This is a genomic window from Brevundimonas mediterranea, assembly GCF_011064825.1.
In the GTDB taxonomy this organism is placed as follows: domain Bacteria; phylum Pseudomonadota; class Alphaproteobacteria; order Caulobacterales; family Caulobacteraceae; genus Brevundimonas; species Brevundimonas mediterranea_A.
In genome coordinates this window covers 616,717-641,113 of sequence record NZ_CP048751.1, presented here as the reverse complement: position 1 = coordinate 641,113, position 24,397 = coordinate 616,717, and the positions used below count along the sequence as shown (strand labels likewise).

14 protein-coding genes are annotated in these 24,397 nt (G+C 62.1%); 5 read left to right on the top strand and 9 right to left on the bottom strand.

The features are described from left to right. The first annotated feature begins 286 nt into the window (after nucleotides 1-286). The 5 genes from GYM46_RS16675 to GYM46_RS03140 all read left to right on the top strand — a co-directional run bounded on the left by GYM46_RS16675 (nucleotide 287) and on the right by GYM46_RS03140 (nucleotide 10,083). Nucleotides 287-1,714 (top strand): tyrosine-type recombinase/integrase, encoded by a 1,428-nt coding sequence (locus tag GYM46_RS16675; RefSeq protein WP_208861704.1) that lies wholly within the window; start codon nucleotides 287-289, stop codon nucleotides 1,712-1,714. An 829-nt stretch (nucleotides 1,715-2,543) separates the two neighbouring features. Further along, entirely contained in the window at nucleotides 2,544-5,021 is a 2,478-nt protein-coding gene (locus GYM46_RS03155) for a type I restriction-modification system subunit M (protein ID WP_208861703.1), read from the top strand. A 2-nt stretch (nucleotides 5,022-5,023) separates the two neighbouring features. Continuing rightward, on the top strand, nucleotides 5,024-6,211 hold the full coding sequence (locus GYM46_RS03150; protein ID WP_244304281.1) for a restriction endonuclease subunit S: 1,188 nt from the start codon (nucleotides 5,024-5,026) through the stop codon (nucleotides 6,209-6,211). Nucleotides 6,212-6,302: 91 nt separating this feature from the next. After that, a complete protein-coding gene (locus GYM46_RS03145) occupies nucleotides 6,303-9,365 on the top strand; it encodes a type I restriction endonuclease subunit R (RefSeq protein WP_164952602.1) in 3,063 nt (1,020 codons plus the stop codon). Continuing rightward, nucleotides 9,355-10,083: a M48 family metallopeptidase gene (locus GYM46_RS03140; RefSeq protein ID WP_164952601.1), complete on the top strand. Its 729-nt coding sequence runs from the start codon at nucleotides 9,355-9,357 to the stop codon at nucleotides 10,081-10,083. The genes GYM46_RS03145 and GYM46_RS03140 overlap by 11 nt, the downstream gene beginning before the upstream one ends. A 192-nt stretch (nucleotides 10,084-10,275) precedes the next feature. On the opposite strand, the gene GYM46_RS03135 is transcribed toward GYM46_RS03140, so the two are convergent. From GYM46_RS03135 to GYM46_RS03095, 9 genes are all read right to left on the bottom strand, one after another. Beyond that, nucleotides 10,276-11,166, bottom strand: coding sequence for a hypothetical protein (locus GYM46_RS03135; RefSeq protein WP_164952600.1), 891 nt, complete (start codon nucleotides 11,164-11,166; stop codon nucleotides 10,276-10,278). Nucleotides 11,167-11,893: 727 nt separating this feature from the next. Beyond that, nucleotides 11,894-14,026: an SEC-C metal-binding domain-containing protein gene (locus tag GYM46_RS16935; protein WP_164952599.1), complete on the bottom strand. Its 2,133-nt coding sequence runs from the start codon at nucleotides 14,024-14,026 to the stop codon at nucleotides 11,894-11,896. A 50-nt stretch (nucleotides 14,027-14,076) separates the two neighbouring features. Further along, nucleotides 14,077-15,263, bottom strand: a protein-coding gene (locus tag GYM46_RS03125) for an IS3 family transposase (RefSeq protein WP_115616106.1) whose coding sequence is annotated in 2 segments (ribosomal slippage) — nucleotides 14,077-15,002 and nucleotides 15,002-15,263 — 1,188 coding nt in all. Because the reading frame shifts where the segments join, the coding sequence is not laid out codon by codon here. A 162-nt stretch (nucleotides 15,264-15,425) separates the two neighbouring features. Beyond that, nucleotides 15,426-17,354: a hypothetical protein gene (locus GYM46_RS03120; protein WP_164952598.1), complete on the bottom strand. Its 1,929-nt coding sequence runs from the start codon at nucleotides 17,352-17,354 to the stop codon at nucleotides 15,426-15,428. Between the two features lie 207 nt (nucleotides 17,355-17,561). Continuing rightward, nucleotides 17,562-18,290, bottom strand: a complete 729-nt coding sequence (gene istB, locus GYM46_RS03115; protein ID WP_003170613.1) for an IS21-like element helper ATPase IstB — start codon at nucleotides 18,288-18,290, stop codon at nucleotides 17,562-17,564. Beyond that, nucleotides 18,277-19,791 carry an IS21 family transposase gene (gene istA, locus GYM46_RS03110; protein WP_164952597.1) on the bottom strand — a complete coding sequence of 505 codons (1,515 nt, stop codon included), beginning with the start codon at nucleotides 19,789-19,791 and terminating at the stop codon, nucleotides 18,277-18,279. The genes istB and istA overlap by 14 nt, the downstream gene beginning before the upstream one ends. Before the next feature lie 76 nt (nucleotides 19,792-19,867). Beyond that, complete coding sequence (locus GYM46_RS03105; RefSeq protein ID WP_164952596.1) at nucleotides 19,868-21,592, bottom strand: hypothetical protein; 1,725 nt, start codon at nucleotides 21,590-21,592, stop codon at nucleotides 19,868-19,870. Nucleotides 21,593-21,876: 284 nt separating this feature from the next. Beyond that, nucleotides 21,877-22,743: a hypothetical protein gene (locus GYM46_RS03100; RefSeq protein ID WP_164952595.1), complete on the bottom strand. Its 867-nt coding sequence runs from the start codon at nucleotides 22,741-22,743 to the stop codon at nucleotides 21,877-21,879. 37 nt (nucleotides 22,744-22,780) lie between these two features. Next, a complete protein-coding gene (locus tag GYM46_RS03095; RefSeq protein ID WP_244304273.1) occupies nucleotides 22,781-24,382 on the bottom strand; it encodes a type IV secretory system conjugative DNA transfer family protein in 1,602 nt (533 codons plus the stop codon). Between the last annotated feature and the right edge of the window lie 15 nt (nucleotides 24,383-24,397).

Genomic DNA, 24,397 nt, shown 5'->3' with positions numbered 1-24,397 from the left:
GTCTTCCTTCTCCCCTTGCGGGAGAAGGTGGCCCGAAGGGCCGGATGAGGGTTCCGCCGGTGGGCCAGTTCGCACCACCGTGCCCCTCACCCTTTCGCGCCAGAACGACGGCTTACGCCGCCGTGCGCTCAAGCCCTCTCCCGGTGGGATAAGGCTAGAACACTAAACAACTAGAAAAACACAACATTTTTTGCTATGATGTTGCTACACGATGTATGCACGTCACGGTAGATCAATGACTTAGCGCCGCGATGTGCACGAAATCTGCACGACGATGGAGGCTGTCATGGCGTTTGTCACGGACAAGGAAGAACTGAAACCCGGACTAATCATCTTCCGGCGTGGTGATTTGCAGACGCGGGATTGGTACTGCCGTGTGAGGCTGCCGAAGGCGACGCGCTACAAGACTATCGCCTTGAAGACGCCGGACATCACGACGGCGCGCACCCTGGCATACGACCACGAAAGCGAAATCCGCTTCTCGTTGAAGCGCAATCTGCCGGTGTTCAACCGCCCGTTTGCGACGGTGGCGAAGGACTATATCGCAGAGCAGAGACTGCGCGCGCAGCGAGGCGAGATCACTCTCGGCCGGGTCAAGCTCATCGAGTCGGTCGTGAAGAACCAACTCAACCCCTATGTCGGCAAGACCCAGATCGACCTGATCGCGCTGGATCGCTGGCAGAACTATCCGTCCTGGCGACGGTCGCTCGGTCAAGGGCGGATGACACGCCACGGTAACGTGCGACCGATGACGGAGGTCGAACGCTCTGCCGCCAAAGAGGTCGCCGAAGGCAAGGCCAAGGAAAAGCTTCGTCGGGACGGCAAGCCGCCCGAGACGAACCCCAAGGCGGAGCAAACGGAATGGATCATCGTCAGCGACGCCACCATCCGTTTCGAGATGAAGATCTACCGCGCCATCATCAATGACGCGATTTCAAAACAGGAGGCCCCGCCCCATCACCGCATCGAGGGGATGCCGTCGCTGGAGAAGCAGCGCCGCGATGCCTTCACGCTGGAGGAATACCGCCGCCTTCACACCTACGCCCGCACCAAATGGGTCGGGGCCGCAAAGACCAAAACCGCCCGCTGGTATCGGGAGATGGTTTATCAGTTCGTCCTCATCATGTGCAACACGGGCATGCGGCCCTCAGAGGCGCGTAACCTGCGTTGGCGCGACGTGATGGAGGCGACCGACAAGAACGGCCAGCCGGTCACGGTGTTGTCCGTGCGGGGCAAGGGCAAGTCCCGCCAGCTTGTCGCTCCGAGTAGCAACGTCGGGAAATATCTGGACCGCATCCGCGCCATTGCTGTGAGCACCGCTCCAGAGACGCCAGTGTTCAGCAACGCTAACGGCAAGGAAGAACGCACCCTCTATAAGGCTTTCATCGCCGACTTGCTGGACGACGCGAACCTGCGTGTCGGCCCCTCCGGCATTCTTCGCTCGACCTATTCGTTCCGGCATACCTACGCCACCATCCGGTTGACCGAAGGCGTTAGCGAGTTGCTGCTGGCCGAGCAGATGGGAACTTCGGTGCAGATGATCCAGGAGCATTACGGCCATGTGGACACCATCAAACATGCCGACCTCGTGTTGCAGGGCATGAGCGATTGGGAGCCGCAGGAGTCGGTGGCCACGACTGAGGAAAAACAAAGAGTTCAGATCAAACGCGCCGCGCGGGCCAAGCGAACGACAGAACCGCGCAAACCCCATTGATGTCCTGCCGTCGCCGCCGAGGAGCCACGCACCGAGTTCGGTGCGCCGCTGATGGCGAAGGGCTGGTCTGAACCTCTGCCAAACGTCCGATGCGCAGCCTGCGCCCTTGATCGGCCGGTTGGCGAAGCAGGCCGGTGGAGTGAGCCGTGTCGAGATCGATGCGGCCCGCAGGCCTGCGTCTTCCGCCGCTTCGTCCCGCGCGCCGTGGCGCTCTTGGAGGGACGATAGCAAGGCCTCATACTTCGGATTACTGCTAACGTCAGTGGATTGAGGTCACTCTTAAAGACGTGCTCGTTGGCCGCAAGCGCAGTAGCGGCATGCTCATCGATCTGCTGCTCCTTTGACAGTCTCACCCGCTGGCGATGGTGCACCTAGCCTCCTGCTTCATCCGCTCGGCGTGGCCGGCGCTTCCTGGCTGGCGCTAAGGCAACGCCCCCACTGGCGATCAGATAGAGAGCTGGATCTTGCTATCCGGACGGAAGTTGAAATACGCCTTAGGGCATCTGAAATGTCACGAATAGCCGACCCTGACTCAAGGGCGAAGTTAGGAACGTCTGCTGTCGGCCAGTGACCGTCGCACTCGTAATGCGGGGGCAGGTGTTCGAGTCACCTGAGCGGCGCCACCACTCCCATGGCACTCTAGCTAGGAAGCCGACGGGCGAGCGGCGGCGTTGCCGTAACGCTGGGTCGTTGCGTCGGTCCGCGCTGGGTAGTTCCCTGCAGGACAGGTGCATCACCCTTGGCTGAAGCATCTTTTGGGAGCTGCCGCTCGCAGCCTACTGCCATTCCGGTCTAGTGAAGGAGCCTGCGAGTCGGGAAGCATGCGGAGTTGCGTGCCGCGCAGGCAGTTGGCACGGGGGCATGCATGGCAGTCAAGAAATCTGAGATCTACAGCTCCCTCTGGGCCAGCTGCGACGCTCTTCGCGGCGGTATGGATGCGTCTCAGTACAAGGACTACGTCCTCGTGCTGCTGTTCGTGAAATACGTCTCCGATAAATACGCCGGCGACCCGAACGGCCTGATCGAAGTGCCGGACGGCGGCAGCTTCGCCGACATGGTCGCGCTCAAGGGCGACAAGGACATTGGCGAGAGGATCAACATCATCATCGCCAAGCTCGCCGAGGCTAACGACCTCAAGGGCGTGATCGACGTCGCAGACTTCAACGATCCGGAAAAGCTGGGCTCCGGAAGGGAGATGGTCGATCGCCTCTCCAGTCTCGTGGCGATCTTCAACCGGCCCGAATTGGATTTCCGCAAGAACCGCGCGGAAGGCGACGACATTCTGGGCGACGCCTATGAATACCTCATGCGCCACTTTGCGACTGAGTCAGGCAAGAGCAAGGGCCAGTTCTACACCCCGGCCGAGGTCTCGCGGATCATGGCCAAGGCCATCGGCATCAGCGCCTCGAAGAGCGCGGACCAGACGATCTACGATCCGACCTGCGGGTCCGGGTCCCTGTTGCTCAAAGCGCGCGATGAGGCCCCCCACGGCATCACCATCTACGGCCAGGAGAAGGATGTTGCGACCCGCGCCCTCGCCAAGATGAACATGGTGCTGCACGACTGCCCGACCGCCGAAATCTGGCGCGACAACACCCTGTCCAGCCCTCATTTCAAGAACGCGGCCGGCGGTTTGAAAACCTTCGACTTCGTCGTCGCCAACCCACCGTTCTCGGACAAGGCATGGGGTACCGGCCTCGATCCGGCCAACGATCTCTATGACCGGTTCGACTATGGCGTGCCGCCCGCCAAGAACGGCGACTACGCCTATCTCCTACACATCCTCGCCTCGCTGAAGACGACCGGGAAGGGCGCGGTCATCCTGCCCCACGGCGTCCTCTTCCGGGGCAATGCCGAGGCTGACATCCGCGAGAAGATCGTCCGAAAAGGCTACATCAAGGGCATCATCGGTTTGCCCGCGAACCTGTTCTACGGCACCGGCATCCCGGCCTGCATCGTGGTGCTCGACAAGGAAAACGCCCACGCCCGGACCGGCATCTTCATGGTCGACGCCTCCAAGGGCTTCGTGAAGGACGGCAACAAGAACCGTCTGCGGTCCCAGGACCTGCACAAGATTGTCGACGCTTTCACCAAGCAGGTCGAGATCGACAAATATTCCCGCATGGTGCCGCTGGCCGAGATCGAAAAGCACGGCTTCAACCTCAACATCCCGCGCTACATCGACTCCTCCGAACCCGAAGACCTGCAGGATATCGAAGCGCATCTGAAGGGCGGCATACCGGTCCGCGACGTCGATGCACTGTCTGATTTCTGGCGCGAGCTGCCTGCGGTCCGGGCTACATTGTTCGGTCCGGGCGACCGGCCGGGCTACCTGACGCCGTTGGTCGATGCCGCCGAGGTCAAGGGCGCGATCCTGAACCACCCCGAGTTTGCCGCCTTCACCGAGCGGGTGACCGAGGTGTTCGCGACATGGGCGGCAGATCATCTCGAACGGTTGCGGCACATCGCCATCGGCGACCATCCCAAGGAGCTGATCGCCACCATTTCCGAAGACCTGCTGGATCGCTTCAAGCCCGTGCCGCTGATCGACGGCTACGACGTCTATCAGCACCTGATGACCTATTGGGCCGAGGTCATGCAGGACGACACCTACATCCTCGTCCAGGACGGTTGGGCGGCGGGGCGGGTGATCCGCGAACTGGTCAAGAATGCCGACGGCAAGTTCACGGAAACCCCCGACATCACGCTGGGGCGGCGCAAGTTGAAGGCGGAGCTGATCCCGCCCACTTTTGTCGTGGCGCGGTTCTTTGCCGCCGAGCAGGCTTCGCTGGAAGCTTTGGAGGCTAAGGCCGAAGAGGCCGCGCGGGCGGTGGAGGAGCTGGACGAAGAACACGGCGGTGAGGATGGGCTGCTGTTTGAAGCCAAGACCGGCAAGAGCAAGCTGACCGCGAAATCGGTCAAGGACCGGATCAAGGACATCCGACTGGACAATGACGCGGGCGAGGAGCGGGCGATGCTGAAAACCTGCCTGTCGCTGATCCAGGCGGCGGCGGATGCCGATGCGGCGGTCAATGCGGCGCAGGCGGCGCTGGATGCGGCGGTGGTGGCCCAGTATGCCAAGCTCACCGAGGATCGGGTGAGAGCCCTGCTGGTCGAGGACAAATGGCTGGCGCAGGTACGGGCGGATATCGGGGCCGAGGTGGACCGCGTGTCCCAGGCGCTGGCAGGGCGCGTCAAGGTTCTGGCGGAACGCTATGCCACGCCGCTGCCGAAGCTGGCCGAGGATCTGGACGTGCTGAGCGCCCGTGTGGCCGCGCATCTGAAGCAGATGGGGTTCACGGCGTGACGATGCAGGGCGGGATCAGGCCGGGGTACAAGCAGTCGGAGGTGGGGGTTATTCCTGAGGATTGGGAGGTTCGCTCTCTGGGCGTCCTTTCTGAATTTATCACCAAGGGCTCTACACCGACGACCTACGGCTTCGACTGGGTGCAGTCAGGCGTTCTCTTTTTGCGCAGCGAATGCGTTTCTGAAGATGGACTTGATCTTGAAAAGTCTATGTTTATTTCAGAAACTGCGCACCGCACATTGCGGCGGAGTGAAGTCAAAGATGGCGACATTTTAGTTACTATTACAGGCAATGTAGGAAGAATCGTTCGCCTGTCGGGCATTGGAGCGGCCAACTTAAATCAGCACATCGCCAGAGTAAGAATTGTCGCGAGAGAAGCTGATGAAGAATTTCTCTTTCACTATCTACGTCAGCCGGAAATTCGCGTCTTCTATAATTCGATTACTACCGGTCAGGCATACCCACAGCTCAGCTTGGTGCAAGTTCGTGATACCAATGTTCCTCTTCCGTCCCTCCCCGAACAGCGCGGCATTGCGGAGGCGTTGTCGGATGCGGATACGTTGATTGCGGCGTTGGAGGGGATGATCGCCAAAAAACGCGACCTCAAGCAGGCCGCCATGCAACACCTCCTCACCGGTAAAACCCGCCTGCCGGGGTTCTCGGGGGAGTGGGAGGTGAAGCGGCTCGGTGAGTTGTGTGCGATGCGAAGCGGTGAGGGAATTACTGCCAAGAGCATCGACGAAAGCTCAGCGTATCCGTGCTATGGGGGTAACGGACTTCGCGGATACACAACGCGCTTCACGCATCAGGGGCGCTACGCATTGATCGGCCGGGTTGGTGCGCTCTGCGGGAATATCTTGCTCGCCGATGGCAAGTTTTTCGCCTCGGAGCACGCGATTGTTGTGACTGCGTTGGATCGGGTGGACATTGGCTGGTTGGCAGTGATTTTGGACACTCTCGGCCTCAATCGTCGCGCCGAGTCATCTGCCCAACCAGTTCTGACGGTTTCAAAGCTGTTGATCCTTGAAGTTCTTGCGCCTCCGACGAAAGCCGAACAAACCGCAATCGCCGAAGCCCTCTCCGACATGGACGCTGACCTCGCCGCCCTTGAGGCTCAGGCCGCCAAGGCCCGCGCGGTCAAGCAGGGCATGATGCAGGAACTGCTGACCGGACGGGTGCGGCTGGTATAATGGCAGGCGGCGATCAGGTGTTCATCGGCTGGGATGTCGGCGGCTGGAATCCGGCTCCAGCGCCGCAAATGCCCTGCAATGAGGTTCAGGCATGAATACGGTCGGCCAGATCGAAAAGCGGACGCAGGCGCGGATCGTGCGTCTGTTTCAGGATCAGCTTGGGTACGACTATCTGGGTAACTGGATCGACCGGGTGGGCAACGCCAATATCGAGCCCGCCTATCTGCGTCCCTTCCTTGAAGCGAAGGGCTACGAGCCGGCTCTGGTCACCAAGGCCATCGCCCATCTGACCAAGGTCGCGACCGACCAATCACGGAGCCTCTTTGACATCAACCGCGACGTCTACGAGCTGCTGCGCTATGGCGTGAAGGTGAAAGCTGAGATCGGCGAGAACAGCCAAACCGTCTGGCTGATCGATTGGGCTGATCCGGACGCCAATCACTTCGCCATCGCCGAAGAGGTGGCGGTCAAGCCAGCAAGCACCGACGCGGCCAAGGCCTACGGCAAGCGTCCGGACGTCGTGATCTATGTGAACGGCATCGCGCTGGGCGTTCTGGAGCTGAAACGCTCAACCGTTTCGGTGTCGGAGGGCATCCGCCAGAACCTCGACAATCAGACGAAAATCTTCATCCAGCCCTTCTTCACCACCCTGCAGATCATCATGGCGGGGAATGACACAGAGGGCATGCGCTACGGCGCCATTGAGACGCCCGAGAAATACTATCTCGCCTGGAAGGAGCCGAGCGCGGTCGAAAACCCGCTGGATCGCGCCCTGCTGCAGACCTGTAACAAGGCCCGCTTCCTTGAGCTGGTCCACGATTTCATCGTCTTCGATTCCGGCATCAAGAAGCTATGCCGCCACAACCAGTATTTCGGCGTGCGGGCCGCGCAGGATCATGTCCGACGGCGTGCGGGCGGGATCATCTGGCACACCCAAGGGTCGGGAAAGAGCCTGACCATGGTGTGGCTGACCAAATGGATTCGGGAGCATGTCAGCGACGCCCGGATCCTGATCATCACCGACCGTACCGAACTCGATGAGCAGATCGAGAAGGTGTTCAAGGGCGTGAACGAACAGATCGTGCGGACCAAGAGCGGCGCCGATCTGATCGCCAGACTCAACGAGACCGACCCGTGGCTGCTCTGCTCGCTGGTCCACAAGTTCGCCGGCAAGGACGACGATCAGGGTGGCGATGTCACCGGCTATATCGAGGCGATGAAACAGGCGCTGCCGGTCGGGTTCACGCCCAAGGGCGACATCTATGTGTTTGTCGACGAGTGTCACCGGACCCAGACCGGGGAGTTGCACAAGGCGATGAAGGCCCTGCTGCCCAATGCCCTGTTCATTGGCTTCACCGGAACCCCTCTGCTGAAAGCCGACCGGCAGACCAGCATCGAGGTCTTCGGCCCCTACATCCACACCTACAAGTTCGACGAGGCGGTCAGCGACGGGGTCGTGCTCGACCTGCGCTACGAGGCGCGGGACATCGATCAGAACATCACCTCGCCCGCCAAGATCGATCAATGGTTCGAGGCCAAGACCAAGGGCTTGAACGATCTGGCCAAGGCGCAGTTGAAGCAGCGCTGGGGGACTCTCCAGAAGGTGCTTTCCAGCCAGTCGCGGCTTGAGAAAATCGTCGCCGACATCCTGCTCGACATGGAGACCCGGGATCGCCTGAAGAGCGGTCGCGGCAATGCGATGCTGGTTTCCGGCAGCATCTATCAGGCGTGCAAATTCTATGAGTTGTTCGCCAAGACCGACCTCGCCGGCAAGTGCGCGATCGTCACCTCCTACAAACCCTCTCCGAACGACATCAAGGGTGAGGCGAGCGGCGAGGGCCTGACGGAACGCCTGCGAAAGTTCGAGATCTATAACAACATGCTCGGGGGCCAGGATCCCGAAGCCTTCGAGAAGGAGGCCAAGAAGAAGTTCGTCGACGAGCCCGGCCAAATGAAGCTGCTCATCGTCGTGGACAAGCTCCTGACCGGCTTCGACGCCCCGGCGGCGACCTACCTCTACATCGACAAGCAGATGAGGGATCACGGCCTGTTCCAGGCCATTTGCCGGGTCAACCGGCTGGATGGCGACGACAAGGAATATGGCTACATCATCGATTACAAGGACCTGTTCCAGAGCCTTGAGACCTCGATCCACGATTACACCAAGGGTGCGCTCGACGGCTATGCGAAGGAGGACGTCGCGGGCCTCTTGTCAGACCGGCTGGAGATGGGTCGCAAGCGCCTGGACGAAGCCCTTGAGACCATCAGAGCCCTATGTGAGCCGGTCGAGTATCCGCGCGACACACCCGCCTACATCCGGTTCTTCTGCGGAGCGGACACCAGCGACAAAGATGCGCTGAAAGCCAATGAGCCGAAGCGGCTGGCGCTCTACAAACTCGCCGCCTCGCTGGTGCGGGCCTATGCGGACATTGCCGGTGAAATGTCCGAAGCGGGCTATTCCGATGCCGGCATCACAACGATCAAGACGGACGTCGACCATTTCGAGAAGGTCCGCAATGAAGTGAAGCTGGCCAGCGGCGACTACATCGATCTCAAGATGTACGAGCCGGCGATGCGGCACCTGATCGACACCTACATCCGGGCCGAGGAAAGCGAATTGATCTCGGCCTTCGACGATATGTCGCTGATCCAGTTGATCGTCGAACGCGGCCCGGACGCGGTTGACGCCTTGCCGAAGGGCATTCGTGAGAGCCGGGAAGCCGTTGCCGAGACCATCGAGAATAACGTCCGCAAACTGATCATCGACGAGACGCCGATCAATCCAAAATACTACGAGACGATGTCGGAACTCCTCGACGCCTTGATCGAGCAGCGGAAGCAGCAAGCTATCGATTACGAGAAATACCTCGCCGAGATCGTAGAGCTCACGAAGAAGGCGAGCAGCCCGGCTTCCGGGGCGGTTTATCCCGACGCCATGAACTCGGCCGCGCGGCGGGCCCTGTACGACAACCTCGGCAAGGACGAGGACTTGGCCAGAGCGATCGATACGGAAATTCGCAAGGTCAAGAAGGACGATTGGCGGGGAAATACCTTCAAAGAGCGCGAGGTCCGCAATGCGATCCGGTTCCACGTTTCGGACAACGAACAGGCCGAATTCATCATGGATCTGGTGAAGAACCAGCATGAGTATTGAGGCCCAGAGGCTCAGCGTTGGCGGCCTTCGTATCGACGTCATACGCAAGCCGATCAAGAACCTGCACGTCGGTGTCTATCCACCCCACGGGCGGGTTCGGGTGGCCGCGCCGCTTACCGTGAGCGACGACGCGGTGCGGCTGGCCGTGGTGACCCGTTTGCCCTGGATCAAGCGCCAACGCGCCCGGTTCGCCGCGCAGCCTCGGCAATCCGAGCGCGCCTATGTGTCAGGCGAGACCCATTATTTCATGGGCCGGCCCTACCGGCTCCGCCTGATCGAAGGGGCTCCTTCTGGCCGCGTGCACGTCCGTAGCAGCAAGGCGCTTGATCTCTTTGTCAGGACCGGAAGCGACCGGGAAACCCGAGAGCGCATCTTACTCAGCTGGTATCGGGAAGAACTTCGCTCGCAGGCAACGCCCTTCATCGACAAGTGGGCCGCCAAGCTAGTCCTTCCTTTGCCGATATGGGGAATCAAGCGGATGAAGACGAAGTGGGGAGCCTGCAACGTCGATGCCGGTCGCATCTGGCTCAATCTGGAGCTGGTCAAGAAGCCCCCCCAGTCTCTGGAGTATGTCGTCGTGCATGAGCTGGTGCATTTTCTGGAGCGGCAACATTCGGAGCGGTTTGTCGCCTTGATGGATGGCGCGTTGCCGAACTGGCGACTGCTACGTGACGAGCTCAACGCCGAGCCGTTGGCCCATGAAGAGTGGCTCGGCTAGCGACAACGCAGTCAGACTTAATCGCGCAGGCTAGTTCAAAGCCCTTGGAGAGAAGCCGGCGGGTGGCCGAGGCTGAGTGCGGGAAAGCGCCCGGCTGGTCCTTGAGGGCTTGTCAGCGCGACCTGCGTGAACGTCCGGTTCAGGCGCGCAAGACTGTGACCGCTAATGGCGCTTTCCGGCTCCGTCTGCCGCTTAGGCTGGCGGCGGTCTAACCCGATAGTAGAGGTCTATAACGTCGTCCGCATCCGAACCCTTATGCCAATCGAGATGGCTGACGACTTTGAACTGTATCTCCAATCGCGCGCCGATGTGGCGTTCTGTGATGGCCAGGATAGCCTTTGAACCTTGTTGCAGTCCGATGTCGTGCGTTTTGACGCGCCAGACGACGTCATAGGTCCCGGCAGCATAGGTCGGGTCCACCTCCACCTCCGCGATAAGGGTATCGCCGGGAGATAGGGAGCGGGCGGGAGGCGACGAGAAATCTATCGGCCGATAGGAGTAGTTTGGGTCCGCGACCACATGGATGTCGTTGCCAAGGTTGTCGTAGGCGCGAACAACTGTCGGCACATTAAACTCGCGCTCCAAACCTAGCCTCCCGAAGTATGATTTGATGCTATCCGCCAGATCGTTGGCGTAACAAACCGCCCGTTCAAGATCCCGTTCTGAGGCCATGCGCCCGTGAGCGACAGCATTACGGATGACCTGAAGGCGCTCAAGGAATACGCGCGCCTCTTTCGGGCCGTTCGGATAAGCCTCGTCGAGAGCCTCCGACCAGGCAGACCAATGGTTCGGGTGACATACCATGTCGATCAACTGGTCGAACGTGGTCGCATCGATCTCACGCGAAAACTGTCCAAGGTTGGCGAGATAGCGTGCGGCGACGTGGTCCCGCAGGGCTTGCTTCCATGTTCCTTCCGTTATGTAATTTTGGCGCGTGGGACTCAGCTTGCGGTGCACCAGCAATCGCAGCCACGCCTCGGCTGAATCGGTGTGCCGCCGCGCGTGAACCGTCCGCGCCTCGCCTCCAAATCCCACTTGGCTGGCCGGTGCGAACGGGTCGGTAACCCCATAGTCAAGGTTCATCAACAGCCTCACGTTAAGCCCCGGCTCGGGTGGCCCCAAGACAGGAGATGGGATGGCCGACGAGCCGCACCGGATCGTCCCAACTTAGGCATCGTCGAATCTGCGATCTTGGCGAAATGTCTGCTTCGCGCAAGCAGGCCGATGTTTGCTTTCGACGCTGAGGTGAACCCAGTTAACGGCACGGCTGGCGATCCATTCGTTGGTCCGGCTAAAACTCGAACACGTCGGACAAGGCTCCTTGAGCTTTATAGACGTGCAGACGCGATGGCGATCCGCTGTCCGTCGCCTCAGTGACCGGGGTCGTCTTGTAGATCCACTCGGCCGGCGAGCTCGCACCCGCGGGAAGAGTTCCATGGAAAATCGTCACCGTTTTCTCGGCGTTCGATGAGACTTTGAAGACTGCATAGTCGGCCTGGCTAAGCACAAACGCCGTGGGCGGCGATGTTTCGCGTGATGCTTCTGCTAGCGCTTGGTCCATTCGGGGAAACGGCATGGCGATCCTGACAATAGGTAGTTGAACAAACCTGATCGGGTTAGGAGGTGTGGCCCCGCTGAGGACGGTTGGGAGCAGCCTACGACACGCATAACAGCGCGGTAGACTACAGATCTCTGCGTAGCCGGGTGCAGAATGTCCGGTTTTTGGAGCGGGGCCAAGTTCCGCTGCTGGCGCATTTCAGACCCTAGGCCCAGCCACTTCTGGCTCAAATCGGAAACCGGGAGGGTCCGTTCAGTAGCTCACCAGGCAGCATTTCTTGTGCTTCTTTCCGCTGCCGCAAGGACAAGGATCGTTTCGGCCGACCTTTTGAGCAATCTGCTGCTTTATGGCGTTCCACGGCACTTGCGGGCGAACTGGCCACTGCTTCACCAATTCTTCCATCTTGGCGTCGAACGCCCATGACTCGCGTGATCCGACACCGGCCAGGATATCGAGAGTATCGGGGTGAATGAGAAGACCATGCCAGTGGTCGGCTTTGCTGGCGTACTTGCGGAGCTGGCAATGCGCCAACAGCCTCGGCATGGTGTCAGGCGTGTCCGGGTAACGACAATGCACAGTCAGGCCCGACTGGGCTTCGCCGAACTCCAGCGAAAGGTCATGGGAACGTCGATCTCTTCTGGCCGCGCCGGCAAGCGTATCGATACCCGAGCTGAGTGACCTGGCCGTCTCCTCACCGAGTTGGAGCAACAACAATCCCAACTCCCCGATGTCGGGGTCATCGTGGCTTTCGATCTGTGCGACCAAACGGCCAAAGGTCGTACCCTTGAGCTTGGTCAGGATGCCTTCCGGTGTTTCTAGCCCCGGAAGTCCGTCGCGACGCGCCAGCATGGCGATATCGAGCGGAATACTGAAGTCATCCCCCAGTGTCATCATGTTGAATTCGTCGTCGAACCAGAGATGATGCGTGAGATGATAACCTAGCAAAGTGAGCTCGTGACTGGCCGAAAGCCGGTCGCCGAACCGCTCCCGTAGCGTCAAATAATGTAGAAATTGCAGGGGTGAGGCGAGCATTTCGGCCATCACGTCCAGGGCGAACACATCCATCACCAAGGGGGCGACGATGTGCTCAGTCGTCTTCTGTTTGAGAAACTCGCTCGCCTGAAAGGCGAGGGCTGGATAGTGGTCAGAGACGATGCACAGCGGCTGGATGACGTCGAAACGGCGCGGCAGTTCGATCTCATCGCCTGCGGCATTTTTCAGCTTGAAGGATGAGTCCAGCAAGGCAGTGGCGCAGAGAAACGCCTGATCGGCTGCATCCTGCACCGCCTTCTTGAAATCGTCCTTGAGCTGCAGGTCGTTGCCTTTGCGGGCCTCAATGGTCAGGCGTTTGGATTTTGCCTGCACGAGGATCGCCCGGCGGCCATAGATGGCGAGAACATCAATCTCGCCGACGCGATTGCGGTCAGGGCCATAGATGTCGATGTTCCGAAACACTCGAGCTTTCCCGAAAACCTTTTCCAGGCGTTCGGCAGCGAAGGTCTCGGTAAATGCGCCGCGATGACGCACGGCGGTCGGCGCATATGCCTTGTCGTCCGTCAGCCAGAACACCGGACTTTCGTAGATCGCTTCCAGCAGACTGTAGTGCTGGAGCAGCAGGAACTGCCCATCGTCCCAATGCAAGAGGGGCATCGCGTTGGTGGCGTTGAACTCGTGGAGAGCCGTGAAGCGTGGGTTTAGATCTCCCGACGGTAAGGTGAACGCCGCCAGCACCGCCTCAATCCGTGAGCGATCCAACTCGCATCGAGCCTGAAGGTCATCGACCGAAAAAACCGATCCCGGCAGCATCGTCCACGCGTCGGGCGGAAGCTCCACCATTGCCTTGGAGAGCGCCATCTGACGTTCCGAAAGCACATCCGCTAGCGTTTTCGCGACCGCGACGGCGTCGCCGATCTCAAAACCCTTGTTTGCTAAGAGCCAAGGATTGTCGGCGGCGTATTTTCGTATCGCCAAGGCGCGGTATTGGAACCCGTAGGCAGACTCCCCCGAGTAGAAGATTGGCTCGCGTAGACTGGGGCCGGCCCACATGGGCTCCTGAATCTGCGCGACGCCATCCACGACCTTGAAGCTGTCGCGCCAAGACGCCGACATCGCCCAATGGAGCTCCTGGAGAAGCGCCTGCGCGCGATCGACATATTCCTGAAACCGCTCGGGAGCCGGGAGGGTGGCGTCGATGGTGGCCTGAACCATAAGGCCGATCATGGTGGCGATCTCGGTACGGACTAGCCGCTCCGCTGCGTGCTGGCTTTCCATCGCCTCGGCATCGAGCCGGTCCCCAAACCGGATGAGGTTGTCGCGAAAGTCGAAGTAGGCGATCGCATGGATGAAGCCGGGTGACCGGCAAAGGTCAGCCAGGTCCGCGAACACTTCTGTCTCGGTCCTCGCGTCCATAGTTCCTCTGACGTGCCCCTGAGTTTTCATCCAGCGGCGACCAGAGTCCTTGGGTTAGTTACGCCTCGCAGCGTGGGATGAGCAACAGGCCGGACCGCGCAGCTTTCATCCTGCGCAGCGGGTCGGCCTGTTGCGGTCAGACTGGCGGCAAAAGCCTCCGGGGTGAGGTAGCCGATTGATGAGTGCGGCCGGCGGGTGTTGTAGTCCAGCGCCCAGGCAGCGACCTTCTGGCGGGCGTGGTCGAGGCTAAAGAACAAGCTTTCGTTCAAAAGTTCGTCGCGCATCCGCCCGTTGAAGGATTCCACAAACCCGTTCTGGGTCGGCTTGCCCGGCGCGATGTAGTGCCAGTCGACGCCATGATCCTGCGCCCAGGCCAGTATGGCGGTGGACGTGAACTCCGTGCCGTTGTCGCTGACGATCATGGCAGGGCGGCCCCGCCGAGCGATCAGCGCGGTCAGCTCACGCGCGACGCGGCGTCCCGAGATCGAGGTGTCGGGGATCGCCGCCAGGCACTCGCGGGTGACGTCATCGACCACGTTGAGAATGCGGAAGCGGCGGCCCGTGGCGAACTGGTCGTGCACAAAGTCCAGCGACCAACGGGCGTTCTGCCTGACCTCGACCAGGATCGGCGCCCGCGTGCCGATGGCGCGACGACGTGAGCGGCGCTTGCGCACCGTCAGGCCTTCCTCGCGATAGAGCCGGTAGATCCGGTTCTTGCCCGAAGGCTCGCCCTCACGCCGCAGCAGCACGAACAGCCGGCGATAGCCGAACCGTCGCCGCTCCACGGCCAACGCGCGCAACCGCTCCCGCAGCGCCGTGTCCGGCGGACGGCAGGAGCGATAGCGCACCGATTTTCGATCGGCCTTGATGATGAAGCAGGCCCGCCGCTCGCTGACGCCGAACGCCGCCTTCAGATGGGCGACGGCCTGGCGCATCGCTGCGGGCCCTACCACTTTTTTGAGAGCAGATCGTTCAGCGCCGCTTTGTCGAGCATGGCGTCGGCCAGCAGGCGCTTCAGCTTTCCGTTCTCATCTTCCAGGGCCCGGAGGCGTTGGGCGTCCGACACGCTCATCCCGCCGAACTTGGCCTTCCAGGCGTAGATCGTGCCCTCAGACACGCCGTGCTTGCGCGCCAGCTCGCCCGCTTTCGCGCCGGCCTCGTTCTCCCGCAGGATCCCGATGATCTGCTCTTCCGTGAATCTCGCTCGTTTCATTCCGTCCGTCCTTTCAAGGGGCGGACTCTAGCTCCGCGTGGAGGAAATTCTCAGGGGCACGTCACCTCCAGAAGCGCGCGTTTTTGTTCGCCAAATGTTCTACAGAATCGTGAGTGGCATGGCTACTGTCCTGGCCCATCGGCAAGGCCTGTTGCGCGTATGCTAATCCTTAATCGCCGTCTCAAGATCATCCAGCAGCACGACGCGAGCGTCCGAGTCGGCCGGTTCCACGACCATCATGGGCTGCGGGGTGGAGACCACGAGAAGACCCCGGACCTCGACGGGTGCCGTCAGGCGATTGTGCTTGGCCAGCGCTGCGGCCTGGTCGCGCACATATCGCACGCGGCGGAGATGCTTCATCATGGGGTCGGGACGGCCGCCGGGTTTTACTATGCCGGCATAGTCAGCCAGGCGCAGCGCGATCTCGCGCTGGCTCCGGCAGAGACCAAGGTCCTTCACCTCAACGATCCAGGCGCGGTTCCTCGCGCGATCCAGCGCGAAGACATCGATATCCCCAAGCTCGGGCGGGACCTTCGCATTCAGAATTTTGCTGGCGTAGACCCCGACGTCGACTTCCAATCCTAGCGCTTCAAACCTGCGGCCGACGTCCTCAGCGAATTCGGCGGCTTCCTGCGCGGCCGCGTCGATGGACCAAGCCTTCATCTGCGGACTGGTCCAGAACGTCTCGGGCAGCGCGCCGTCGAACGCGCGGCGGGTCATCCATTCCAAGCCCGTTCCAACCGCCCCGGGGGCGATCATCAGCTCTGGGTCGTCACTCGCGTCGAGAGGGAGCAGCGGACGAGCGTAAAAGGCCAGCCGGCGTCCCGAGCGCCACGGTTCGACTTCCTGGCGCGAGAAGCCGAGCGGCGGCGCACTCCAGTGGGTGCGTACGGGCATCGTCAGATGGATGACAAACTGCGTCACGCTCGACTCTGACAATCCACGCGCCGCCACTACGTGCTTCACCACCTCGGACCGGCGCATCCGGAACACGGCCTCGCCTCTCCCGAGCGCGATGTTCTCGAGCTCGTCCCGAAAGTGGCGGATTCCATCCATAGTGAGGCCGAACTCGGCAGCTAGGGCTTCGCCATACTCTGCAGGAAGTTTGTCATCCACGGACGGCATCCCCTCCTGCTGAACGACGCGCCTCTCATAGCGGCGCATGTCCGCGCGAATCTTACGGTTGGCGACCCGCTCACCCACTGGCCGAACCACCGCTTCGCTGAAGTCCTGCTGGCTCAGCAACTCGCCGGAAAGCGACACCGCGACCTCCGGCGGCGTGACCCCATTCTCAATCTCGGCGTGGAGGTCGCCCATGTGCAGCGCCAGAACCGTGTCAGCGAGCATCTCGTCTACATCGACGACGCTCGGCTCAGGGTTGGCGCCGTCATTCAGTGGGACCGATCCAACGATCTCGGCAAGCAATCGACAACCGATGCGCACGGCGGTCCCGGCCCAGATGCGGTCGCGCAAGACCTCCTCGGCTTTTTCCCTGTCATCGGCGAGGGACAAAGCCGATCCGGCAGTGTCATTCCAGAGACGTTCGTCGATGTTGGCGCCCTCGAGGCGGCGAAGGATCTGACGAACCAGCGCAGCATGATCGAGGGCTAGGGCGCGCGAAGCCACCTTGTGGAGAAGATGGTTCACAGACGCGCGGATGGTCGGCAGGACGTCGGTCTCGGGCAGCCGCCCAACGATGTTGCGTCCTAAGGCATCCCAGACGAGGCCCGTTTTTGCTAGGGCCGCCGCAGACTCTGGAAGGTCCCGATATTCGGGTGCGTCTACGCCTTGGATCAGGTCGTAGTAGGTTTGGGCCGCGATCGCATGCCGGTAGCGGGCGCGATCGTCGGGCACGACTACGGTGGCCAGCCGCGCCAAGGTAGCCGTGGTCGCGGGTCGGTCCGAGAGGTCGCTCACGACGAGTAGTATCCGCTCCGCCAACGCACGCTCGGCCGTGTTAGCCTTGTCGTGCCATCGACCGAACCAGACGGGAGACAGCTCGAATGTCGCTGACTTGCCGTCTACCTGGACCTGGATGGTTTCTGAGATGTCGGGAGCCGTTTCGTTGCCAGCGGTTTCGAAGACCTCCACATCGGCTTCGGCGGGGATCTGGAACGTCAGGTGCAGGACTTGGTTGTCAATCGGCGTCTAAAAGGGACCCCCTATCGGCGTGCAATAGGGACCCCCTTTTGAGGTTCGGGATGGACGTCACGAGCGCACCGCTTGCGAGGGTTGGGGCGTAGGGAGGGCGTAGCCCGACCGGAGGCTCAACCCTCGCCTGGCGTTCTTCGTGGAGGGTTAGCTGCGGTGTTTGAAGCGCCAGCTGTCGTTGCCGGTCTCGACGATGTCGCAGTGGTGGGTGATGCGGTCGAGCAGGGCCGTGGTCATCTTGGGATCGCCGAACACGGTCGGCCATTCGCCGAAGGCGAGGTTGGTCGTGACGATCACCGAGGTCCGCTCGTAGAGCTTGCTGATCAGGTGGAACAGCAGCTGGCCGCCCGAGCGGGCGAACGGCAGGTAGCCAAGCTCGTCGAGGACCACGACGTCGAGGCGGCAGAGGTGAGCAGCCAGCGCACCGGCCTTGCCCAGGCGGGTCTCCTCCTCGAGGCGGTTCACCAGGTCGACGGTGTTGAAGTACCGGCCACGCGCCCCGGCCCGCACGACGTTGGCGATGATGGCGGTGGCCAGGTGGGTCTTGCCCGTGCCGGTCCCGCCGACCAGCACGATGTTGCGCCGGTTCGCCAGGAAGGCGCCGCTGTGAAGCGAGCGCACCAGCCCCTCGTTGATCGGCGTGTCGTCGAACACGAAGGCGTCGAGGTCCTTCACGGCGGGCAGCCTGGCCGCCGCCATCCGGTAACGGATGGAAGCCGCATGCCGGTGGGTCGTCTCGGCGCGCAGCAGGTCGGCGAGGATCTCCATGGTCGTGCGCTTGCGCTGCAGGCCCGTGGTGACCGCCTCGTCGAAGGCTCCGGCCATGCCCTTGAGGCCCAGGCCGGTCAGGGCCGCCATCATCTCATGCCGCTGCATGCATGCCTCGCAAGCTGTCGTAGCGGTCGCAGTCCGCCAGAGGCGGATGCCGCAGCGCCAGGTCATCGGGCGTGACGATGCTCAGCGGCCGGGGCGGTTCGCGCCGGCGCGCCAGGATGTTGAGGATGACGTCGTCGCTGACGGTCCCGGCGGCGAGCGCCTCGCGCGCCGCGGCCTCGACCGGCTCCAGGCCGTCTTCCAGCACCGCCGCCAGAACCCGCACGAACCGGCGATCGGCTTCGTCGCCCGCACCCAGCTTGCGCCTCAGGCGGGCCAGCCCCGGCGGCAACTCCCAGTCCTGGAACGGCGCGCCGCCATTGCGCAGGGCTCCGGGCTTGGTCGCCAGCACCGGGAGGTAGTGCCAGGGATCGTAGAGGGTCCGGTCACGACCGAAGAACCGGCGATGGTCGGCGACGACCTCACCCTCGCAGCGCACGACGATCCGGTCGGCATAGGCGCGGACCTGCACCGTACGGCGCCCGGCCTTCGCCATCACCGAGTAGCGGTTACGGTCGAAGCTGATCAGGCAGGTCCCCGTCACCGCGTGCTCGCTCTCGTGGAAGCCGTCGAACGGGCCCAGCATCGGCTGCAGCGCCGGCCGCTCGGCGGCCAGGGCCTGAGCAACCGTCAGCTCTTTCTGCTCGGGGTGCTGACGCAGCTCGCCCCAGCGCCGGCACTCCGCCTCCAGCCAGCCGTTCAGCTCCTCCAGGCTGGTGAAGCGCAGGCGCGGCTGGAAGAACCGTCCCCGGGCCGTCTGGACCTGGTGTTCGACCTGGCCCTTCTCCCAGCCCGCCGCCGGGGAGCAGGCCGTCGGCTCCACCATGTAGTGGCTCGCCATGACCAGGAAGCGCCGGTTGAACACCCGGTCCTTGCCCGTGAACACCGTCGTCACCGCCGTCTTCATGTTGTCGTAGATCCCGCGCGTCGGCACGCCGCCGAAGAAGGCGAACGCCCGCGCATGCGCGTCGAACAGCATCTCCTGGGTCTCGCGCGGATAGGCCCGAACATAGATCGCCCGCGAGGCGCACAGCCGCATGTGCGCCACCTTCACCCGCATCGGCTTGCCCGCGATCTCCACGTCCTCGTGGCTCCAGTCGAACTGGTAGGCCTCGCCCGGCCGGAACATCAGCGGGATGAACGATGGCGCGTCCGCCACGCCCCGGCGTCGCTTCAGCCGCCACCCCGCCGCGTAGCGCCGGACCGCGTCGTACGACCCGTCGAACCCCTCGCGCACCAGCAGGTCATGAACCCGCGTCATCCGCAGCTTCTCGCGCCGCGGCCGCGCCTCGTCCTCTTCCAGCAGCTCATCGAGCCTGGCCTGGAACGGCGCCAGCCTCGGCAACGGCTGCACCGCCCGCCGATAGGCGAACTCCGCATCCGGCTCCCGGATCGCCTTGCGCACCACCTTGCGCGACAATCGAAGGTCACGCGCGATCGCCTTGATCGCCTTCCCGGACGCAAACTCGCGCCGAATCCTCAACACCGTCTCCAACACCAACATCCCGAACTCGCCGCCTGACATCCGCCAAGCCGCCACCGTTAGACCTCAGGAATGAGGGGTCCTTATTCGACGCCGATCACACCGCTAACGGGGTCCCTTTTCCACGCCGATCCACAACTTGGTCTGGCCCTTTACCGGCGGATGCGAGAGCCTTCACCGCGCGTTCCGTCCAGCCGATCACGATGTCCAGCATCGGAACCCGATAGGTGTGCGACCCGCAGGCCTTGGGAATTTCAACCCACACCGGCGCGAGACCGTCGATAGCGACCGCACCGACAGTCTCGCCCTGCATGACCATTCCCATCGCCATGAACTGCATCAGGTCTTCGGGTTCGGTGAACCAGCTCGACGTAGCTTTGCGGCGGACGCGGATGAAGGGGCCGTCTTCGCGCCAGGAAAGTGATTGGAGGCCGAGTCGATTGAACGCCTCGCGCCGGGCGGGCAGGACGTAGTCAGTGCCTACGGAGATGGTCACCGGGACCGCTCCATCGTCGACATTGGGGGTGAGCAGATTGTCGGTCGAGCGCCAGTACTGAACCAGATTGAGCGTACCGTTCAGATTCAGGAGCCGGATGCCGGCCTCGGTCAGACGCTCCTGCTGTTGCTCCATGCGCCAGAGATCGTCGAGGTCGACGCCCAAAGCGCCGATCGTCGCGAAATCAGCGGCTGGAGCATGGATCACCGTCCAACCGGCCGCAGGTGCCGGAAGCCGACACATCAGACCGCGACCCCACCCACACAGGATCACCAGGTGGGCACCGGCGATGAAACCGGGTTGCGTCGAGACGAAAGACTCAGCCTGGGCCGCCTGTTGTATAAGGAAGTCGCCGACCTCGGTGGCGTTCGGTGCCATCTCGTCAAGGCTGGCCTCCGATGCATTGGCGAAGCCGTCGCCTATGACCATCAGATGAACCCATCGACCGGGGCCGTGGTCGCGCAGAACCGACGTTGTTACGAACGAACCGACCGGCTTCATCACAAACCGGTCCGGAAGTTTCTCGAAGCCGCTCTCCGCCACCCGACGGAGCTCGGCGAAGACGCGCTTCTCGGCCAGCCGAGGCCCCCAAGAGGCCGTCTCGGCCTGAATGGCGACGCGCTGGCGCCACGCGGCGAGCAGGAAACTTGGCGCGCCGACTACGAATGTCGTCCCGTCGGTCATCACCGGTTGGCGGCGCAGCGAGTCGCGTTTGCCGACCTCCTCCCGCACGTCCAGCAGGTATGGCTTCAACAACTGATACGGCGCGCGCGCTAACGCTAGGTCGGCGCGGCTGAACTGAACGCGACGGCCCAACGCAGATAGCCGATCGCTGGGCGGCAGCTCGATCGTCCCGCCGTTTGATCCGCCACCATATTTCGCGCGAGCGAGGCGAGCGCGTGTGGCGATTACCTCAGAGAGCGACAACAGCGCAAAGGCTTCAAACATGAGTTCGGTGACGTCGGGCTCTTCCCGCGAGAGATCCGCGAGAGCTTCAACGAGGCCGTCCGTCATCGCAGCATTCTTCTCGAACACACCCTCGAAAACACGGAACTCTCCGAAGTCTGTCAGGACCGGCAGCAGGAAAGCGTCCTCGGGCGGATCCTCGGCGAAAGCGATGCCGCGCATACCATTATTGAGCCAGCCGGCCAGCCGGCCACGACCAGGTGCCTGTCCGCCGGCCGCAACTGCGGCAGCTGTGGTCGCAAGCGTCTCCAGTCGCAGCGTGTTCGCCTGCAGTGCCGGGAGGGTCATCAGCCCGCCCAAGACGGCCGCAGCGCGCATTGGGTTCAGCGGGCCGAGTTCGTCGCCCAGGTCGGCGATCACTCTCGTAGCTTGTGGGTCGGGGTGTATCACGGCGAGGCTCGATTGAGAGGCTTCACGGAGGCGCGCCATCGGGCGCGGTGGTTAGGCCATATAGTAGAGAGCATGCAGGCGTATTGTTCGCCATGATGTTGAACTTCTGCAGTGGGACGGAACTGGCCTCAGCGAGGCCGTCGACGAAAGGTCTGCTTTCAGGCCCGTCGCCAATAACTGATTTTGGCCCATCAGCGACATCGTGGAAGGCAGCCTGACCCACTTCGGATACGTGAGTCAAAATCATTTAACCACTAGAACTGATCCTTCAGAAACCTCGTGACCGTGAACGGCGGGAAGTTTGGCTTCCGCCGCGACCAATCCAACAGTCCATAATACTGCTCCCAGCCGAAGGAATTGGTTATCTCCGCCGGTCGCTCGAACGTGTAAGCGTCCGCGTACTCGTCGATCTTGTAGTTCACCTGATAGGTCGCCTGCGCGGTGGGCTCGACATACAGGCGGATCGCGTACCTGATGTTGTTCAGGAACTCCGCGATCGTGCTCGCGTGGTAGGCAAGCAGGTGGGTGTGGAACCAATCCCAACAGTCCGGCAACGCTGAATAAGCTTGGCTTTCGTCGATCTCGACACCTTGCTTTCCAAGGATCGATTTCAGCTTCGCGGCCTGCCCTCCCAAGCGAAGGAAGTTGTGCTTGCCGAGGTCTCCGCCGATCCGGATGAAGTCGATGCGCTTGATCTCCAAGTCAACCTCAACGCCGATTCTTGAGAGCCAAACCTTCGGAACCGTGATGGTCGTGTCGAGCCAATCTCTGAACTGACGCACCTGTTCGGCCAAGAAGGTGGGATCCGTCCCAATCAAGGGGTTCTCGCAAACTCGCGCGAGGTAGAAGAGCGTGGTGTGATCCGATGCCCGGTCGCTATCGCTAGGCTTGGGAAGTCCGAATGGCATCGGGTTCTTTCCAAGGCTCTTCACGGGCGACAGGAAATCTCGCAGCAGGATCGCAAACTGCCGAAGCGTATCGGCCGACTGCGGAAGGAGGTTGGTGTCGGTCTTCTTCTCGCCGAGTGAACAGAAGATGACCTGATTGACCATGTCATCCACCATCCCCGCGACCGCGCTCAGGACGATGGCTTCTTGTTCAAGGGGCGTCAGAGTTTTCACGTCGCCCCTGGAAATTGTTCAAAAGGTTAGGGTCACGCTACCACAACCCATTGGTAGGGGTAGCGGTGAACTCTGGATCAGAAAAATACCGCACCTTCAGCGCCGCGACCGGCGCTTGCCCCTGGCGCAGCAGAATCTCGAGGCTGGAGTCCAGCCGCATCACCTCATCCGGCGTCAGCAGTTCGCGCTTCACGAGATGGTCTGTCGTGGAGGTGTTGGTGGACGTCTGCGAGAACATCATCGGCCCCGGCGATTGGGATTCTCCGCTGCTAGCCGTTCGGTAGGCGACGGTCCCCGAGCCCATCGACCGGGACACCCAACTCGCGGTCTCGACATCGCCGACATTGAAGATCTGGATCAGGCCAGCGTTTGATAGGAAGGTCCCCGCCCTTTCGCCATAGACGCTCCGCAGTTGGTGCAGGTCCTGAAGGATCGGCCACAGTTGCAGGCCATAACCCGCCATCAGACCGAAGGCCTGCTCAAGCGGCTCCAATCGACCCAAAGCCGCGAATTCATCGAGCAGAAGCAGGACCGGCGGTTCCGGCCGCGCCGTGGTTTTGGCGAGGTCTCCGATGGCTTGGGCCACGAGCAGACGCAGCCAGCGCGCATGCGTGCTCAACCGCTCGGGCGGCAGGACCAGGAACACCGTGCAGACCTCGGCCTTCAAATTCTCGAACCGGAAATCCGAATGCTCCAGCACCGCCGCCATCCGCTGACTATCTAGGAAATGGGTATGGCGCTGGGCCGACGACAGCACGCCCGCCGCCTCCCGACCACTCTTGCTCAGATGCCGATTTGCGGCCCGCGCGACGAGGCCACCGGCGCATCGCGACTTCTGCATGACCGCCAGCATTTCGGCGAAGGCCTCGGGAGCTGCGGTAAGCCGGTCGCGCACGGTGACGAGGTTGCGGGCGCCCGGATGTTCGGAACAGACGACATGGAGGATGACGCCGGTGATCAGCGCCTTGGCCTCCTCGTTCCAGTGAGCCTCCCCGATCTGGCCCGGCGGATCGTAAACGAGGGCGTCGGCCAACAGGGCTGCGTCCTCGGCTAGCTCCAGACTGTCCGGATCGAGACCGTCCAACGGATTGAAGGCGGCGGACGGCACACCCGACACGCCGAACGGGTCCAGCACCTCGACCGGCCCGAAGCCGAGCCGCGCCCGCACGGTGATCCGCGCATTCTCACCCTTGGGGTCGATGCAGAGGATCGAGCGGTTGGCGGTCAGCAGATTGGGAATGATGGCGCCGACGCCCTTGCCAGACCGGGTAGGCGCGATGGTGATCAGATGCTGCTCGCCATCGTAGCGAAGAAGCTGGCCACCCCGCTGGTTCTCGCGACCGACGATCAACCCGTCCGCCCCGCCGAGTGACGCCCGAACCTCCCGCTCGCTCGCCCACCGGGCCGAGCCATGCACGTCGCCGGTGTCTTCGAGTCCCGCGCCCGCCGCCCGCCGTTTTAGCCAGGCGATGAGAGCTCCCGCCGATCCTGCCGCGAGCAACAGCCAGTTCTGCTCAGTCTCATTGGTGTGCCGGATCAGGATGAACGGAATTATGAAGACCAGGCCGATGATGGTGCCCATCAGGTAGCCGCCGATCAGGGTGATGATCAGCCCGACGAATCCGAAGAGCCGGCGCACCACTCCAGCGCCCCG